Source organism: Robertmurraya sp. GLU-23 (assembly GCF_052983275.1).
In genome coordinates this window covers 18,383-34,299 of record NZ_JBRKCV010000001.1, presented here as the reverse complement: position 1 = coordinate 34,299, position 15,917 = coordinate 18,383, and the positions used below count along the sequence as shown (strand labels likewise).

Below are 15,917 nucleotides of genomic sequence, written 5' to 3'. Positions count from 1 at the left end.
CATTACTACTCCGCTTCATTCCCAATCATGCTATCATACTTTTCATTGTCAAACTGACCGTTAGGCTGATCAATGACACCACTATTATAGGCATCCATAATTTGTTCACTAACACTACTCTCGCCTTGCTGGTCGTAAATATAATGCGATTGCCCTTTCATCTCTTCCTTTTTCATTTTTTATGAGCTCCTTTAAAGTGTATTTTCCCGCCTATCTTATTTTTCGAAAAATTGCTACAGATATACATGAAATGGGTATTGTATAATAAAAGTAAAGGAGGAGATGAACATGAGTCTTACGTATAAGAAGATATTAGTTGCTGTGGACGGTTCTAAAGAAGCAGAATGGGCTTTTAAGAAATCAATCGAAGTAGCCAAAAGGAACCATGCAACTATTTTATTAGCTCACATCATCGACACTCGAACTTTTGCAACCGTTGAAGCCTATGACCGTACGATTGCGGAACGAGCAGACAAGTTTGCTACGGAGCTTATGGAAAGCTACAAAGAGCAGGCATTGAATGCAGGCGTTCAACATGTAACCTACGAGATCGATTATGGTTCTCCAAAGGTGAAAATTCCCAAAGACTTAGCGAAAAAACATGAAGTAGATTTAATTATTTGTGGAGCAACAGGATTGAATGCGGTAGAACGATTTTTAATTGGAAGCGTTTCCGAACATATTACCCGTTATGCACGCTGTGATGTTTTGGTTGTACGTACAGAAAAAGAATAAATAACGTAGAAAAGCACGCTATTTAATCATTAGCGTGCTTTTCTTGCTTTATCTTTGATTTTGCTTTAAGTATAGCCTCTTCGACCTGAGCAAACCCTGTTCCTCCTGCTGAGTTTCTACGTTTCACTGCAGTGACTGGATTTAACACTTCATATATATCATTCTCGAATAATGAATTTGCTTCCTTATATTGCTCGAGAGGTAAGTCAGCTAAATAGCATTGACTTTGAACGCATGTAAGCACTAGCTTTCCTACGATTTCATGAGCTTCACGGAACGGAATTCCTTTCCCTGATAAATAATCAGCAAGCTCTGTCGCATTAGAGAAGTCCTGCTTTGTAGCAACTTCCATTTCGTTCACATTCACTTTCATGGTTTCAACCATTCCAGCAAAAATCTTCAGTGAGCCAGTAATGGTCTTTACCGTATCGAACATGCCTTCTTTATCTTCCTGCATATCCTTGTTGTAAGCAAGCGGCAGACCCTTTAAAACCGTTAACAAACCAAAAAGATTGCCATATACTCTTCCTGTCTTCCCGCGGATTAACTCAGCCATATCAGGATTTTTCTTTTGCGGCATAATACTAGAACCAGTTGTAAAGCTATCATCAAGCTCAATAAAGCGAAACTCTTGACTTGACCATAAAATAAACTCCTCAGCAAGTCTTGATAAATGCATCATCAAGATAGAGCTTCCAGACATAAACTCCAATATAAAATCTCGATCACTAACTGCATCTAAACTATTCTCATAAATACTCGAAAACTCTAGTAGGCTAGCTGTGAGTTCACGATCAATAGGAAAGGTCGTTCCGGCTAAAGCTCCTGCACCTAGTGGAGATTTATTAATTCTCTTAATACTTTCTTGGAATCTCTCTTTGTCACGCTCAAGCATCCAAAAATAAGCAAGCAAATGATGAGCAAATGAGATAGGCTGCGCTCTTTGTAAGTGTGTATAGCCTGGCATGACAGTTTCCACATGCTTTTCAGCCTGCACTAACAAACTTTGCTGCAGTCCTTCAATCAATTCAACAACATGCAAAGTTTCCTTTCGTAAGTACAAATGCATATCGGTTGCCACTTGGTCATTTCTACTTCTTCCTGTGTGGAGCTTTCCACCAACAGGACCAATTAATTGAATAAGCTGACTCTCAAGATTCAAGTGAATATCCTCTAATTCTACTGAGAATTCAAGCTCATCATTGATTGCCTTTTCTTGTAAAACTTTTAGCCCATCTGTAATTTGTGCTGCTTCCTCGTACGATATAATACCGCACGAAGAAAGCATATTTACATGTGCTAAACTACCTTGAATATCTTCTAGGACTAGCTCTTTATCAAAGGAAATCGAGGCTCCAAATTCGTCTACCCATTCCTCTGCTGTTTTGGTAAAGCGTCCTCCCCAAAGCTTTTTCACACAGTCACCTTCTTTTGTTGCACTTGAGATTGCACCTTAGTTGGCAGACCCCATAGCTGAATAAATCCTACCGCTGACTGATGATCAAACTGATCTTCTGCTGTATACGTTGCTAATTTTTCATCATACAAGGAGTACTCTGACTTTCTTCCCTCAACAATCGCATGACCTTTAAATAGCTTCACACGAACGGTACCAGTTACATACTTTTGCGTTTCCTTAAGGAATGCTTTTAAAGCAGTAGTTAGTGGAGAGAACCAAAGTCCATCATAAATCACTTCAGCAATCTTTTTGCTAATAACCGGCTTAAAATGTGCTACTTCCTTAACAAGCGTTAAATCTTCAAGCTCTTTATGTGCTTTTAATAACGTCATCGCTCCTGGGCACTCATACACTTCACGAGATTTAATACCCACAAGTCTGTTTTCTACATGGTCGATACGGCCAACACCATGCTTACCAGCCAATCCATTTAATTCTAAAATAAGCTCTGAAAGTGGGTAGTTTTTCCCGTTTAGGCTAACAGGAACTCCACTAACAAACTCAATTTCAACAACATCCGCTTGATCTGGTGTTTGCTCAAGTGGCAATGTAATATCGTATGCACCTTCAGGTGGTGCTGCCCAAGGATCTTCTAACACTCCACATTCAGCTGCTCTACCCCAAAGATTTTGGTCAATAGAATATGGGCTATCTAAGTTAATCGGAATTGGAATTCCGTTGTTCTTTGCATACTCAATTTCTTCTTCACGAGACCAGCTCCACTCACGTACTGGAGCAAGAACCTTTAAATCAGGGTTTAACGCAGAAATGGATACTTCAAAACGAACTTGGTCGTTTCCTTTTCCTGTACAACCATGCGCTACTGCAACTGCTCCTTCTTGCTCAGCAACTTCTACTAATTTTTTTGCAATTAGAGGACGAGATAGTGCTGATACAAGAGGATACTTATCTTCGTACATCGCTTGTGCTTGCAGTGCAATTAATGCATATTCATGCGCGAATTCTTCTTTTGCATCAATAACGTACGATGATACCGCACCCACCTGCAATGCTTTCTCTTTAATAAAATCTAAATCTTTACCTTCTCCTACATCCAAACAACATGCAACTACTGCATACCCTTGATCTTGAAGCCACTTTACTGCTACTGATGTATCTAAACCTCCTGAATAAGCAAGAACAACTTTTTGAACTGACATGGTAATCCTCCTAATATCGAATAAATATTCAAATGATTTATATTTTTATACTTTAATAATATGTATACAAATGTAACAAGTTTTCTCCCTATTTTCAATACTTATTCTTAAAAATGTATAAAAATTTATTAAATTATTTATACTGCTTCCTTCTGGAAGGCATGAATGGACTGTAGTAAAATGGTTATTAGATGAAACGGAGGATCTTTCAATGGAAAAACACTTTGAATTAAATGAGAGATTAGGTATCAAGCTCCCTACTTTGCATAAGAACTGGGAGGATTATACCTTTCATACACAGCAAAGCATTCTGTTGGAGTGGGAGAAAATAAGGGGACATATTCCTGATCGAATAGCAGAACTAGAAGAACATATTAATAAGAAGCAAGCCTCTTTATCAGATGAAAGTGATTTTCAGAAATCATGCCAATTAAATACCGAAATCGCAGAACTCGCTTCCATCATTAATGATCTTTGGTTATGGTACCGAACAAATCAGGATATCGGTGGGAAAGCTCACCATTAAAAAGAACCTTCAGACGCCTGAAGGCTCTTTTATTCTTTATTATTTTTTATATACTCAAGCGTGTTTGAATGATCGTTTCTCAAAGCATCAATAATTTCCTCATCAGGCTGGACAAGAGGCACCTTTTCTTTTCCTGATTTTTTATAAATCGATCTTACCTCTGATCGAGAATCTACTACCTTCCACACATCATTTACCTTCCTGATTGATAAATCAATCATCCCTAAATGATTCCCCCAATATCCAGCTTGAATTAATGGAGTATTATGGATGGTCCCTTTTTCAATATTAATAAATTGTTGCTGTAAAAAATAATCATCGTTCGGAAATAGAGAATGGCTATGACCATATAGAATCGCATCAATTCCTTCCACTTCAGTTAACGCCATTACACTATTTTCTCTTTTGTTTACTACACCCTCATCGGCAGCCAGACCGGCATGAGCTAGAACAATAATGATATCAGCACCTTTCCCCTTCATAATCGGTATGAAATGCTTAGCTGATGACACCATGCTTTTTATTTTTATTTTCCCTTTAAAATGCTCCTCATCCCACTTTGCTGCAATAGGAGTAATTAACCCCAGTACACCAACCTTGATATTTTGCTCAACCCCCATTGTATCTGTAAACCTTTTATCTAATATGAGGTACGGATTAAAATAGTTGATATCATCAAATGAGTGTAAATTATGGTCTTCCACATAAATATTTGCATTCACATATGGAAAATCAGCTCCCCGTAAGCTCGTTTGCAAGAAGTTTAATCCGAAATTAAACTCATGATTTCCAAGTGTTGCCCCGTCATATCGGAGACGATTTAACGCCTTAAATGCTGGATGGATAAAGCTTTGGTCAAATTGATACGTTTTAGAAGCAAGCTCAGCTAATGCACTTCCTTGAATTAAATCACCATTATCAAATAGAAGCACATTTTTTGCTTCCTTTCTTGCTTCTTTAATCAAACTTGCCGTCCTTGCAAATCCGAATTCGACTGTTTCTTGATTGTTTCGATAATCATAATCCATCATATAACTATGTAGATCTGTCGTCTCCAGAATACGTAGCTCGATTGACGGAGGAACTGGCTCTTCTATTGCCATCATTTGCTCAGCAGGTGATGCAATAAGTAAGGCAAAAATAGCGAAAAAGAATAAATTTCTCATCTACCCACCTTCTAATGTAAGAAGTGATTGATTTATTACTCTTCCCAAACTGCCCTTCAATTAACCAAAAAAAGTGAGCACTAATGTCTCACTTTTTTACAAATCTTTTTTCAATTCCCTCACAATATGGCCGAGCTCAGGCAAGATCAACTTATTCATCGCTAGTCTTACTGCCCCTGTTGAACCTGGAGTAGAAAAGATCGCTTTATTTTGGATAACACCAGCAATCGCTCGAGATAAAATAGCAGCAGAGCCGATGTCTTCTGTATAGCTAAGCATACGAAACAATTCCCCAAACCCACTTATTTCTTTCTCAAATAGCGCTTGAACCGTTTCAATCGTTACATCACGTTTCGCAATTCCTGTACCACCATTTGTTAATATAATATCGACGCTTTCATCGGTACAACCCTGAAGAACTTCCCTTGTAATTTCCTCTTGTGAATCTTTAACAATCACATAATCTCCAATTACATGACCATTTTCCTTCAATAAGGATATCATGAGCTGACCACTTTTATCGGTTTCCTCTGTTCTTGTATCACTCACGGTAATGATCTTACATGTCACAGAGCGTGGTGCAGTTTGCTTGTGCTCATCCTTACTCATCGTATGTATTCTCCTTTTCTTCTAGATAACGCAATTGGTAATAGGAGTGAGCAAACTCCGTAACTTTACGTGTTAGTTGATAATTGCTTCCTGCCCCAATTGCCATTGATATAAGAGGAATTCCTTGAAGCGTCTTATTTTTAAAGAAAAGAATCGCAATTGATTTAAAGATCTGCTTCAGAGGTTGTTCCATCCATGTTAGATCTGTAAGTTCTTCTTTTCCCTCATAAAAGTATTCTCTATGTTTCCCGAAATCCTGCTTTAATTCATCCCAGCTATATACCTGCATTCTGACTGGAAGTGTTGCCGCATGAAATACTTTCAATGAATTCATCATTTCAAATGGAGTATTAACTTCGTATCCATAAGTCATAGCAATTAGTTGAATCACTCTAAGGTTTATCACGGTAACTGCAGGAAGATCCACACCCAATAAAAGAGCCCCACCAGTTCCAGACATTCCTCCTTGAGCAAAGGAATAAAGTCTATGTCTCGAAATTTGTTGTTCAGCAATGTACTGAAGTTGATCAATACTCAACTGTTTCAAATCGTCAATTTGCGAAATACTTTGGTCGAATACTCTTCCAGCTGATAGGATTCGTTCTTTTGCGTCGAACTGAAGTTGACTTCCTTGTATTAATGCATGTAGATGGAATAACCAGCTATCTAAGGCTATGTAAAACTGTTTTTGGGTTTCTTCTGGTAATAGGGAAAAAACTCGCTCTACGTATTTATCATACGTTACTTCAAGATCATTAGGAGAATAGCTGTAAAGACTCTCTTCCCATTCTTTAATCGAGGCCATCACTTGTTTTTCACGACTTGTTAAAGCCATTGCTTTCCCTCCTTCTTAACTAGCTTAAGTATAGCATACTCATGGTTTTTGGAGAAAAAAGCAAACAGGCAAATGCCTGATCAGCATTTGCCTGTGTATTAGAATATTATAGAGCTAATTTTAAAACATCACGTGCAATCATAACTTCTTCATTCGTTGGGATAACAATTACTTTTACTGGAGAATGCGGATAGTTAATAAACGCTTCTTCTCCACGCGTCTTGTTTAGAGCTGGATCCCAATATACACCCATAAACTCTAAGCCCTGAAGTACACGTGCACGAATTGCTTGGCTGTTCTCACCAATACCTGCTGTAAAGATGATTGCATCAACACCATACATGCGTGATGCATAAGAACCAATATACTTGTGGATTCGGTTACCGAATACTTCTAACGCTAATTCCGCACGTTCATTACCTTTTTCAGCTTCCAACTCAATATCACGAAGGTCACTTGAGAATCCGGATACGCCTAACATTCCACTCTTTTTATTAAGGATATCCAATACTTCGTCAGCATTGTTTCCTGTTTTCTCCATAATGAAAGGAATTAACGCTGGGTCAATATTTCCTGAACGAGTTCCCATTGTTACACCAGCAAGTGGAGTGAAGCCCATAGATGTATCAATAGACTTACCACCTTCAATCGCTGCAATACTTGCACCATTACCTAAGTGACAAGAAATCAGGCGAAGCTGTTCAAGTGGACGACCTAAAAGTTCAGCTGCACGCTCTGACACATACTTATGTGACGTACCGTGGAAACCATACTTACGAATGCCGTAATCTTTATAATACTCGTAAGGCAAGCTGTATAAGAAAGAGCTTTCTGGCATGGTTTGATGGAAGGCTGTATCAAACACAGCAACCGCTGGCACATTTGGAAGTACTTGTTGGAACGCACGAATTCCAGTAATATTAGCAGGGTTATGAAGAGGTGCTAGCTCTGATAAAGCTTCAATCTTACTTAATACTTCATCTGTAATTAAAACAGAGTCATTGAATTCTTCCCCACCATGGACGACACGGTGACCAATACCATTTATTTCTTCAAGTGACTTAATAATACCAGATTCAGTAAGCTTATTTAAAAGCATTTTAACTGCAACAGCATGATCAGGAATATCTGTAACCTCTTCAACCTTTTCACCATTTACAGAAATCGTGAAAATTGAATCTTTAAGGCCAATACGCTCAATTAGCCCTTTTGTAATAACTTCTTCATTCGGCATTTCGAATAATTGAAATTTCAGTGATGAACTTCCTGCGTTAATCGCAATTACCTTTGACATATTATAAGTACCGCTCCTTTTTTAAAGAAACTCTAAAATACGCTAATACAAATATATTTTGCACTAAGACGCTCGTTTCTATCTCTCCATTCCCCATTTAATCACTGCCTCACATACATTTCAAGAACAAGCTAATTTTGGTATCGGTTACAGAATAAAGTAATTATATTCTGAAAATAAGGCAAAAAACCGATAGCCAATTTTTCAGCTATCGGTTCCTTATTATTTGTTCTCTTTTATCCATATATCAATGTTTCTGAGCATTCGCTCCACATCTTGCCCTTTAGAAAGTGTCGGAATGTTGACAAGAAGTACCTGCTTAGGTGGCTTAATGTCTCCCCCTAGTTTTTGCAGGATTAAAATGCTTTTTGCTGCTTGTTTATTTTTAAACATGGTCATTGGTAATTGCAGGATTCCTTGGATATGAGCCTGTTCCTTTAAGAAAGCATGCAGCTTTGGTGCCTCTTCACTTTCAAATAAACCATTGGGAATAATAAAAAATAAATATCCGCCATCCTTCGTGTGTTTCACACTTTGCTCAATAAACAGATGATGAGCGTATGAATGGCCTTCAGATGACTTTAACTGATATTCTTGTGCTCGAACATCATTTGGATAATAGCCAACTGGTAAATCAGCCACGACTGCATCCACAGGATCAATAAATAGCGGTTCTAAACTATCCTGATTGAACAATTCAATTTGATGTTCTTGAAGGTTTGCATTTACGAATGCAAGATGGATCAATAAATCGTCTATGTCTACTCCAATCGCAGTCACCTCTTTATTTACCTGATGATTCATCACCGTCGTTAGTAAGTTCCCAGTACCAACCGCTGGGTCAAGCAATCGGAAATTTGTTGATTGGACAAACTTATCCACTAAATAACCTACCAACATTCCTACAGCATCAGGAGTCATCTGATGATTTGGTTGTACACTTTCCTTCATCCCTCTTAATATAGCTAATTGATACGCCTTACGTAATTCCTCAGCTGAATATTTGTCCGGACGAAACGCTTCGTAGCTTTTCTTTAATCTCTTAAGTGTTAATTCACTTAACTCTTCTTGTAAGACTGATTGTTGAAATAGGTTTTCACCCGTTTCAGCTAATGCCTCTAGGTATGTACAATTTAGCTCCTCCTGTAAAATAGAAGCCGTCTCATTAAACAATGTAAATAAATCTTCTAAAGTAGAAGGTGTCATATTTCTTCCTCCTGAAAAATTCATATCTTCTATTGTATCTAGCATAGGGAAAGAAGGCAATTTTAAAGAGATGTAAAAAGCCTCGAAGGTGATCGAGGCTTTCTGATCTTGATTATTGTGCTGCTTTCGCTGCTTCTACCGCTGCTTCATAGTTTGGATGATCAGTTGCTTCACTTACATACTCGACGTATGTTACTTTGTCATTAGAGTCAATAACAAAAACAGCACGAGCAAGGAGGCGTAATTCTTGGATTGCCACGCCAAATGCTTCTCCAAAAGAAAGATCTCTATGGTCAGAAACGGTTTGTACTTTATCGATACCTGCAGATGCACACCAACGCTTCTGTGCGAATGGTAAGTCAACGCTAACCGTTAGAATTTGTACATTATCTAACTTCGCTGCTTCTTCGTTAAAACGACGAGTTTGAGCATCACATACTCCTGTATCAATAGATGGTACGACACTGATAAGACGAACTTTACCTTTGCTATCAGCTAATGTAACTGGTGATAAATCATTTGCTAGAACTGAAAAATCAGGTGCTGTGTCACCCACTTTAACTTCTTGACCTAATAATGTAACAGGATTCCCCTTAAATGTAATTGATGCCATAAAAAAATTCCTCCCTTTCCAGTATATGTACACAAAAATCATAGCCCGTCCAACTTAATTTTGCAAATAATTACGCTCATTTTTCAAAGAAAAAGAGTTAACTCCCTATCAGGAAAGTTAACCCACTAATCTTATATTTGCAAATCATGCTTAGGACCGTTATATTCATCCGGATTTGGCTGTTGGTTATCACCACTGTTTTGACCTTGATCCTTATTTTTTGACATCATTTGTTGAATTTTGTCCACTGCTTGAGGAGCCAGATCCAAAATCTTTTCATATAAATGTGTACTCTCATCAAGGTGAACCATTTTTACCTCTTTGGAATTTACAATTAAGAATGCAATCGGAGTAATAGAAACGCCTCCACCGCTACCTCCACCAAATGGATGCTTTGAAGCTTCTTCCTTTCCATTATCAAGTGTAAACTCACTACCACCTGCTGCAAATCCAAAGCCAACTTTTGAAACAGTTAAGATTACACTGCCATCAGGGGTTTCAACTGGATCACCAATGATTGTATTTACATCAATCATTTCCTTTAGATTTTCCATTGCTGTTGTCATTAACCCTTGTATTGGATGCTCAGACATTTAAACTCCTCCTTATATGGGTTTAGATTTTTCATTAGATAAAGTAGATAACGGCTTTGTTTTAAAAGTAGGCCGTCCACCCTTCCAAAATTTAATCAGTTTAATTCCTGCTAACATAGCATGCCCGATACGAAATTGAATCATACATGTAAAGGAGGTTTGAGATATCGCCATTTGAAAGTGAGGGGTAACGGTGATTTGCGGTAGATTCCTCATTCGCATATACGTACTCAAAACGCCAATAAGGCTCCCTTTTGCTGCCCAGCATGCCCCCGTAATCATCCCCGTATATGCAGCATTTCCAACACCAATGACGGAGTCCCATTTTATATCTTTAATCGTTACTTTTTTTAGAAACTTGCGGATGATTGTATGCAACCCTACCACATGCTGTATTAAAACCTCGATATCTTTAAAGCTATCTATAATCTCTTTTGGTGAAAATTTACTTGTTTGTTCATCCTTCACTTGTTCTTTTGCACCAGGTTCTTTTTTTGTTTTTACAACAACAGTTGGTGAATCATCATCTATTTGAATGACTGGAATTTCAAGTTTGTATTGAATAAGACCAAATAAAGCTTTGAATTTAATTCTCAAATGGTCATCGTCTTGTCCATGATAGAAGTGGATATACACCTTTAGTTTTAAAAAAATGATAAGCAAAAATAAAAGCAAAAGTATGATTAGGATTAAAAGTAGCCACTTCATTACTCTCACACCCTTCCGCATATCATTATCGACAATATACAAAAAAATAAACCTGCCAACATATTTGTTGACAGGTTTACTCTTATTTCTCATGAACTACAGAGGTATCTGCAAATAAATCATGTATTCCTTGCTTTTTAGGAAGAAAAGCTACAAGCACATATAAAATAAAGATAAACGCGGAAATAAAACGACCAACCCACTCTCGAAAAAGTACCGTGCTCCAAGTTAGCTTTTCACCGTGTAAAGAAATCACCCGTAAACCAAAAATCATTTTTCCTAATGTTTGACCATAGAATTTTGTCATTAATACAAAATATCCATAAAACGTGAGTGCAGTGGCGATTGTAATTGGAGCAAAAAAGTCACCACTATGCAAGTCTAGCCCAATGACACGAAAGATCGGATTAATGAGGATTCGATCGATACTTCCAATCACAAGTAGATCCAGTAAGTACGCCCAAAATCTCATCCAAAAGCCTGCAAACCGTGCATTCGAGAAAACAGTATACCCTGTTTGAGAGGGAACTGGATGTTCCTCCACTTCCATTGATTCCTTGTCTAATTGATTGTTGTCCATATAATCCCCCTCCTTATTCCGCATACATATACATCAGTCTTGGAGAATTTGGCTGTGACAATAGCTTCATTAGACCAGTCATCTCTATATCTTTCCCAACCATTTTATTAGCTGCCATACTGAATAATGAACCAAAGCCAAAGTTCTCACTATAGCTCACTACCTGCGCTCCAGCTAATTTTTCATTTTTCTTCATAGCTTCTGTTACATCTTCAAAATATCCAAAATCATCAATTAAACCAATTTCTTTTGCCTGTCTTCCATCATAGATTCGACCGTCTGCAATCGTTCTTACTTCTTCTTCAGTCAATCCTCTACCAGATGCAATCACATCCACAAATCCTTCGTAAGAGTTGTTAATCATCGTTTGAAGGATATTTTTTTCCTCTTCCGTCATCTCTCTCGAAGGACTCATAATGTCCTTAAATTCACCACTTTTGATCGTTACAAATTCCACGCCATATTTTTCTGCTAATCCAGCATAATTTACTCCCTGCATAATTACTCCTAATGAGCCCGTTAACGTTTCAGGACTTGCGTATATCTTATCGGCAGGAGCAGAAATATAATACCCGCCTGAAGCTGCCATCGAACCCATTGATACATAAATTGGTTTTTTTGTCTCTTCAGAGATTTCTACGAGCTTGTCATGAATCTCTGCACTTTCAACCACGCCGCCACCAGGTGAATTGACCTTTAAAATAATTCCTTTCACATCTTTATCTTCTTTTACATGTTCCAAGTTCTCCATAAAAGCTGAATGATTATATCCAGGTGACTGGAAAAATGACGTTACATCCCCCGTATCTTGAATCGCTCCATTTACTTCTAGCACAGCAATTTTCTTTGCTGCATTTCCTTCCTCAATTACTTCTTCAATAAAAGGCTCCTCTGTGGCCGAAAACACCTCTGTCCATGAGCTCTCGATATTGCTAAAAGCCATCGAAGAGAGTGCATTTGTCACCCAAGAAAAAACTAATAATACTACAGCAATACCGAGTGCTGCCCAACGCTTTCCATTCATCTAGAATCCTCCTTTTTCCACTTCCTCTACTATTACGGTTCTCCTTTTAAAATGTTTCAAAAACAGGTAAACTAAATTCCATAGCCTACATTTTAACAAAATAAAGATATAATGGTAAATTTAAAATCTGTCTGGAGGAATTTACAATGCCAAACCGTCGAAATATTTTTTTATATCACAAAAAAGATTCGGATATGTTAGAAACGGTTTCACCACTTTATGAGCTTGCAGCCCAACAAGGGTTTACGGTAGTCAAAGACCACAAAGACGCAAATATTATCGTTAGTGTCGGTGGAGATGGAACGTTCCTACAAGCGGTTAGAAAGACTGGCTTTCGTGAGGACTGCCTATATGCAGGGATTTCCACAAGTGAAAGTTTAAAGGTTTACTGTGACTTTCATATCAATGAAACTGATAAAATGATTGAGGCTATGACAAATGAACAAATAGAAGTGAGACGCTACCCAACTATTGATGTTTTGGTGGATGGACAAATGTCGTTCCAATGTTTGAACGAGTTTAGTATTCGCTCATCTATTATTAAGACATTCGTTCTAGAAGTATTTATTGATGATCTTCATTTCGAAACCTTCCGTGGAGACGGGATAATCGTTTCTACACCAACAGGCAGTACAGCATATAGTAAATCAGTCAACGGAGCAGTTGTAGATCCATTCCTTCCGTCAATGCAAGTAAGTGAGCTTGCGTCCTTAAATACGAATTATTATCGTACGCTAGGTTCCCCTTTTATCTTAAGCGGAGAAAGAAAGCTTTCCTTAAGAGTTGTACAAGATGGAAACGATCACCCAACAATGGGCATGGACAATGAAGCCCTCAGCTTACAACATGTCGAGAGAGTGGATATCCAACTAAGTGAAAAGAAAATTAAAACGGTAAAGCTGAAGGACAACTCGTTCTGGGAAAAAGTAAAGAGAACATTCTTATAATTTGATTTCGGGGGCTTTGGACAAGCCCCTATTTAGGAGGTTATCAATTGATTATAAAACAAAGAACGGTACCGAAAGAACTCTTGATTTTAAGGTACTTGGATAAACGAATGAAATTACTAGAGGTTGCTCGGCTTGAAAAATTGGAAAAAGGGTATGCCGGAGAATTGCAGTGGGATTACCTAATGTCTAATGGGCTATCATCCCCCAATTATTTAATGATGAATGATTTATTATTTACAAATAGTGGTGGACATACATTTCAAATTGACTCATTGCTCTTGAAAAAGAAGTTTATCATTTTTGAAGTGAAAAATTTTGACGGAGAATATTTTTTAGAAAATAATCGTTGGTATACGATTAAGAAAACGGAAATCCAAAACCCCCTCATACAACTCCAGCGAACCGAAACCGCCTTTAGAAGATTATTAAAAGACCTAGGCATAAACATCCCCGTTGAAGCTTATCTAGTATTTGTAAACCCCGAGTTCACTCTCTTTCATGCACCCATTCATTCTTCTATGTTACTACCAAGTCAAATAAATCGATTTATACAAAATACCAATCGCGATGTTTATAGTATTACTGCTCACGATGAAGCTCTTGCAGAGAGAATTGTCTCATGCCATTTGGATAAGAACCCATTTGAACGATTGCCTAATTATAGTTATCAAGAGTTAATAAAAGGAATTCCTTGTTCCTATTGTGGAATGTTTCTATTTCCATGTAGTCAATCCTATATATACTGTAAATCTTGCGGTAATAGGGAGCTAGTTGAAGAAGCTATACTAAGAAGCGTTGTCGAATTTCAAAAACTGTTTCCCGATAAACTGCTAACTACTAATGGTGTATTTGACTGGTGCGGAGGGGTTGTATCGGAAAAATCTGTACGACGCATACTAAAGAAACAATATATTAGTCAAAGCTCGCAGCGATACACTTACTTTATTTAGATCTGATTTTACCGTTGAACCTAGCCATCTTCTTTCTATCTAACCACTTTCCCTTTTTTTCACCCAACGAGGCAGATTGAGCGTCTCTATTTGACCGCTTCACCTGTTCCGCCGCCCAACCGGGCAATTAGAGCGCCTCTATTTGACCGCTTCACTTGTTCCGCCGGTCAACCGGGCAATTAGAACGCCTCTATTTGACCGCTTCACCTGTTCCACCGCCCAACCGGGCAATTAGAACGCCTCTATTTGACCGCCTCACCTGTTCCACCGCTTAACCGGGCAATTAGAACGCCTCTATTTGACCGCTTCACTTGTTCCACCGCCCAACCGGGCAATTAGAGCGCCTCTATTTGACCGCTTCACTTGTTCCGCCGCTCAACCGGGCAATTAGAACGCCATTAACTCATCCTTTTATGGCACAAACCACAGTTAAAAAGCTGACTGCCAAGCAGTCAGCTTCTCCTTTTCCCATTAGGCTCCAAATCTTTTCCGAAATGATCCTGCAGAGTTGGTAAATAATTTGGTCCGGGATATGGTGTATATTGTCAATGCGGACCAGATAAAGATAAATGCTTGTAGATGGTGTTTTGTAAACTGCTCTCCATATACAAGTACACCTAATAAAAGCGTAATCGTTGGTGCGATATATTGCAGTAATCCTAGCATGGATAACGGAATCTTTTGAGCTCCTTTTGCAAAATACAGAAGCGGCAAGGCAGTCGCTGCTCCAGCTCCGACCAATAATAGATTAGTTGTTACAGAACCTGCAAATAACGCATGCTCCCCATTGAAAAATAAGAAAACCATATAAGCTAAGGCAAATGGGGTAACAACCATTGTCTCTAATGTTAGCCCAACAGCAGAGTCTACTTTAATCATTTTTTTCGCTAGTCCATAAACCCCGAAGGAGAATGCTAATACAATCGAAATCCACGGAAACTTGCCGTACGAAATTCCTAAAATCAGTACCCCAATTCCAGCGATGATAAAGGATACATACTGAGCAGGAGAAAGCTTCTCTTTTAAGAAAATAACTCCTAATAGAACACTGACTAACGGATTAATATAATACCCCAGGCTCGCTTCAATCATATGATGATGATTCACTGCCCATATATAAATAAACCAGTTGGTACTAATTAATAAAGATGCGATAATTAGTGCATACATTTCTTTACGGTTTTGCTTAAACCCTTTTAAGACCAAAAACAAATCTCCGATCTTTTTTGAAAAAAATAAAACTACCATCATAAACACAAATGACCAGAAGATACGGTTGGCTAGAATATCCTCAGCATTTACATGTTCGAGCAGTTTCCAATAAACCGGTAATATTCCCCAAATTAAATACGAAAGGCCTGCATATAACACACCTTGTTTTATCTCTTTTTTCTCCATGTGGACCCTCTATTCTTTCTAGACTCGAAACAATAACTTATTATAAGGGGAAATTTCCTTTCACGCTATACATTTTTTCAAAATAAAAAGAGAAGAAATGGTATTCTTCTC

18 protein-coding genes are annotated in these 15,917 nt (G+C 38.1%); 4 read left to right on the top strand and 14 right to left on the bottom strand.

What is annotated here, in order from left to right; translation table 11 throughout:
- Positions 1–5: 5 nt before the first annotated feature.
- Entirely contained in the window at positions 6–176 is a 171-nt protein-coding gene (locus ACVBAX_RS00170; protein WP_447115453.1) for a hypothetical protein, read from the bottom strand.
- A gap of 112 nt (positions 177–288) precedes the next feature.
- On the opposite strand from ACVBAX_RS00170, the gene ACVBAX_RS00165 reads away from it, so the two are divergent.
- On the top strand, positions 289–735 hold the full coding sequence (locus tag ACVBAX_RS00165) for a universal stress protein (RefSeq protein WP_447115452.1): 447 nt from the start codon (positions 289–291) through the stop codon (positions 733–735).
- A 22-nt stretch (positions 736–757) separates the two neighbouring features.
- Here ACVBAX_RS00165 and argH read toward each other — a convergent pair whose 3' ends face one another.
- Positions 758–2,152, bottom strand: coding sequence for an argininosuccinate lyase (gene argH, locus ACVBAX_RS00160; RefSeq protein WP_447115451.1), 1,395 nt, complete (start codon positions 2,150–2,152; stop codon positions 758–760).
- Positions 2,149–3,354, bottom strand: a complete 1,206-nt coding sequence (locus ACVBAX_RS00155) for an argininosuccinate synthase (protein ID WP_430776038.1) — start codon at positions 3,352–3,354, stop codon at positions 2,149–2,151. Before ACVBAX_RS00155 ends, argH begins: the two co-directional genes overlap by 4 nt.
- 211 nt (positions 3,355–3,565) lie before the next feature.
- Here ACVBAX_RS00155 and ACVBAX_RS00150 point away from each other — a divergent pair, with 211 nt between their 5' ends.
- Complete coding sequence (locus ACVBAX_RS00150) at positions 3,566–3,880, top strand: hypothetical protein (RefSeq protein WP_119709386.1); 315 nt, start codon at positions 3,566–3,568, stop codon at positions 3,878–3,880.
- Positions 3,881–3,909: 29 nt separating this feature from the next.
- Here the strand turns inward: ACVBAX_RS00150 and ACVBAX_RS00145 are convergent, their stop codons facing one another.
- The 10 genes from ACVBAX_RS00145 to sppA all read right to left on the bottom strand — a co-directional run bounded on the left by ACVBAX_RS00145 (position 3,910) and on the right by sppA (position 12,508).
- Complete coding sequence (locus ACVBAX_RS00145; protein WP_447115450.1) at positions 3,910–5,046, bottom strand: metallophosphoesterase; 1,137 nt, start codon at positions 5,044–5,046, stop codon at positions 3,910–3,912.
- Positions 5,047–5,142: 96 nt separating this feature from the next.
- A complete protein-coding gene (locus ACVBAX_RS00140; protein WP_447115449.1) occupies positions 5,143–5,655 on the bottom strand; it encodes a MogA/MoaB family molybdenum cofactor biosynthesis protein in 513 nt (170 codons plus the stop codon).
- On the bottom strand, positions 5,648–6,490 hold the full coding sequence (locus tag ACVBAX_RS00135; protein ID WP_447115448.1) for an EcsC family protein: 843 nt from the start codon (positions 6,488–6,490) through the stop codon (positions 5,648–5,650). Before ACVBAX_RS00135 ends, ACVBAX_RS00140 begins: the two co-directional genes overlap by 8 nt.
- A 106-nt stretch (positions 6,491–6,596) precedes the next feature.
- A complete protein-coding gene (locus tag ACVBAX_RS00130) occupies positions 6,597–7,784 on the bottom strand; it encodes an acetate kinase (RefSeq protein ID WP_447115447.1) in 1,188 nt (395 codons plus the stop codon).
- Between the two features lie 222 nt (positions 7,785–8,006).
- Positions 8,007–8,990: a class I SAM-dependent methyltransferase gene (locus ACVBAX_RS00125; RefSeq protein WP_447115446.1), complete on the bottom strand. Its 984-nt coding sequence runs from the start codon at positions 8,988–8,990 to the stop codon at positions 8,007–8,009.
- A gap of 112 nt (positions 8,991–9,102) precedes the next feature.
- Complete coding sequence (tpx, locus tag ACVBAX_RS00120; protein ID WP_430776045.1) at positions 9,103–9,603, bottom strand: thiol peroxidase; 501 nt, start codon at positions 9,601–9,603, stop codon at positions 9,103–9,105.
- A gap of 131 nt (positions 9,604–9,734) precedes the next feature.
- Positions 9,735–10,196: a GerW family sporulation protein gene (gene ytfJ / locus ACVBAX_RS00115; protein WP_447115445.1), complete on the bottom strand. Its 462-nt coding sequence runs from the start codon at positions 10,194–10,196 to the stop codon at positions 9,735–9,737.
- Positions 10,197–10,208: 12 nt separating this feature from the next.
- On the bottom strand, positions 10,209–10,904 hold the full coding sequence (locus tag ACVBAX_RS00110) for a DUF2953 domain-containing protein (RefSeq protein ID WP_447115444.1): 696 nt from the start codon (positions 10,902–10,904) through the stop codon (positions 10,209–10,211).
- A gap of 82 nt (positions 10,905–10,986) precedes the next feature.
- Positions 10,987–11,454 carry an RDD family protein gene (locus ACVBAX_RS00105; protein WP_447116004.1) on the bottom strand — a complete coding sequence of 156 codons (468 nt, stop codon included), beginning with the start codon at positions 11,452–11,454 and terminating at the stop codon, positions 10,987–10,989.
- Positions 11,455–11,497: 43 nt separating this feature from the next.
- Positions 11,498–12,508: a signal peptide peptidase SppA gene (sppA, locus tag ACVBAX_RS00100; RefSeq protein ID WP_447115443.1), complete on the bottom strand. Its 1,011-nt coding sequence runs from the start codon at positions 12,506–12,508 to the stop codon at positions 11,498–11,500.
- A 146-nt stretch (positions 12,509–12,654) separates the two neighbouring features.
- Here sppA and ACVBAX_RS00095 point away from each other — a divergent pair, with 146 nt between their 5' ends.
- Together ACVBAX_RS00095 and ACVBAX_RS00090 are read left to right on the top strand one after the other, a co-directional pair.
- Positions 12,655–13,455, top strand: coding sequence for an NAD kinase (locus tag ACVBAX_RS00095; RefSeq protein WP_430776049.1), 801 nt, complete (start codon positions 12,655–12,657; stop codon positions 13,453–13,455).
- A 47-nt stretch (positions 13,456–13,502) separates the two neighbouring features.
- Entirely contained in the window at positions 13,503–14,408 is a 906-nt protein-coding gene (locus ACVBAX_RS00090; protein ID WP_447115442.1) for a nuclease-related domain-containing protein, read from the top strand.
- A gap of 471 nt (positions 14,409–14,879) precedes the next feature.
- On the opposite strand, the gene rarD is transcribed toward ACVBAX_RS00090, so the two are convergent.
- Positions 14,880–15,806 (bottom strand): EamA family transporter RarD, encoded by a 927-nt coding sequence (rarD, locus tag ACVBAX_RS00085; protein WP_447115441.1) that lies wholly within the window; start codon positions 15,804–15,806, stop codon positions 14,880–14,882.
- Positions 15,807–15,917: the final 111 nt, after the last annotated feature.

Bases quoted from the DNA above. Each gene is read 5' to 3' on its own strand.
- ACVBAX_RS00130 (WP_447115447.1), bottom strand. From the start codon at position 7,784: ATGTCAAAGGTAATTGCGATTAACGCAGGAAGTTCATCACTGAAATTT.
- ACVBAX_RS00145 (WP_447115450.1), bottom strand. From the start codon at position 5,046: ATGAGAAATTTATTCTTTTTCGCTATTTTTGCCTTACTTATTGCATCA.
- ACVBAX_RS00165 (WP_447115452.1), top strand. From the start codon at position 289: ATGAGTCTTACGTATAAGAAGATATTAGTTGCTGTGGACGGTTCTAAA.
- ACVBAX_RS00105 (WP_447116004.1), bottom strand. From the start codon at position 11,454: ATGGAAGTGGAGGAACATCCAGTTCCCTCTCAAACAGGGTATACTGTT.
- ACVBAX_RS00095 (WP_430776049.1), top strand. From the start codon at position 12,655: ATGCCAAACCGTCGAAATATTTTTTTATATCACAAAAAAGATTCGGAT.
- rarD (WP_447115441.1), bottom strand. From the start codon at position 15,806: ATGGAGAAAAAAGAGATAAAACAAGGTGTGTTATATGCAGGCCTTTCG.
- ACVBAX_RS00170 (WP_447115453.1), bottom strand. From the start codon at position 176: ATGAAAAAGGAAGAGATGAAAGGGCAATCGCATTATATTTACGACCAG.
- ACVBAX_RS00150 (WP_119709386.1), top strand. From the start codon at position 3,566: ATGGAAAAACACTTTGAATTAAATGAGAGATTAGGTATCAAGCTCCCT.
- ytfJ (WP_447115445.1), bottom strand. From the start codon at position 10,196: ATGTCTGAGCATCCAATACAAGGGTTAATGACAACAGCAATGGAAAAT.
- ACVBAX_RS00140 (WP_447115449.1), bottom strand. From the start codon at position 5,655: ATGAGTAAGGATGAGCACAAGCAAACTGCACCACGCTCTGTGACATGT.
- sppA (WP_447115443.1), bottom strand. From the start codon at position 12,508: ATGAATGGAAAGCGTTGGGCAGCACTCGGTATTGCTGTAGTATTATTA.
- ACVBAX_RS00135 (WP_447115448.1), bottom strand. From the start codon at position 6,490: ATGGCTTTAACAAGTCGTGAAAAACAAGTGATGGCCTCGATTAAAGAA.
- ACVBAX_RS00155 (WP_430776038.1), bottom strand. From the start codon at position 3,354: ATGTCAGTTCAAAAAGTTGTTCTTGCTTATTCAGGAGGTTTAGATACA.
- ACVBAX_RS00125 (WP_447115446.1), bottom strand. From the start codon at position 8,990: ATGACACCTTCTACTTTAGAAGATTTATTTACATTGTTTAATGAGACG.
- tpx (WP_430776045.1), bottom strand. From the start codon at position 9,603: ATGGCATCAATTACATTTAAGGGGAATCCTGTTACATTATTAGGTCAA.
- ACVBAX_RS00110 (WP_447115444.1), bottom strand. From the start codon at position 10,904: ATGAAGTGGCTACTTTTAATCCTAATCATACTTTTGCTTTTATTTTTG.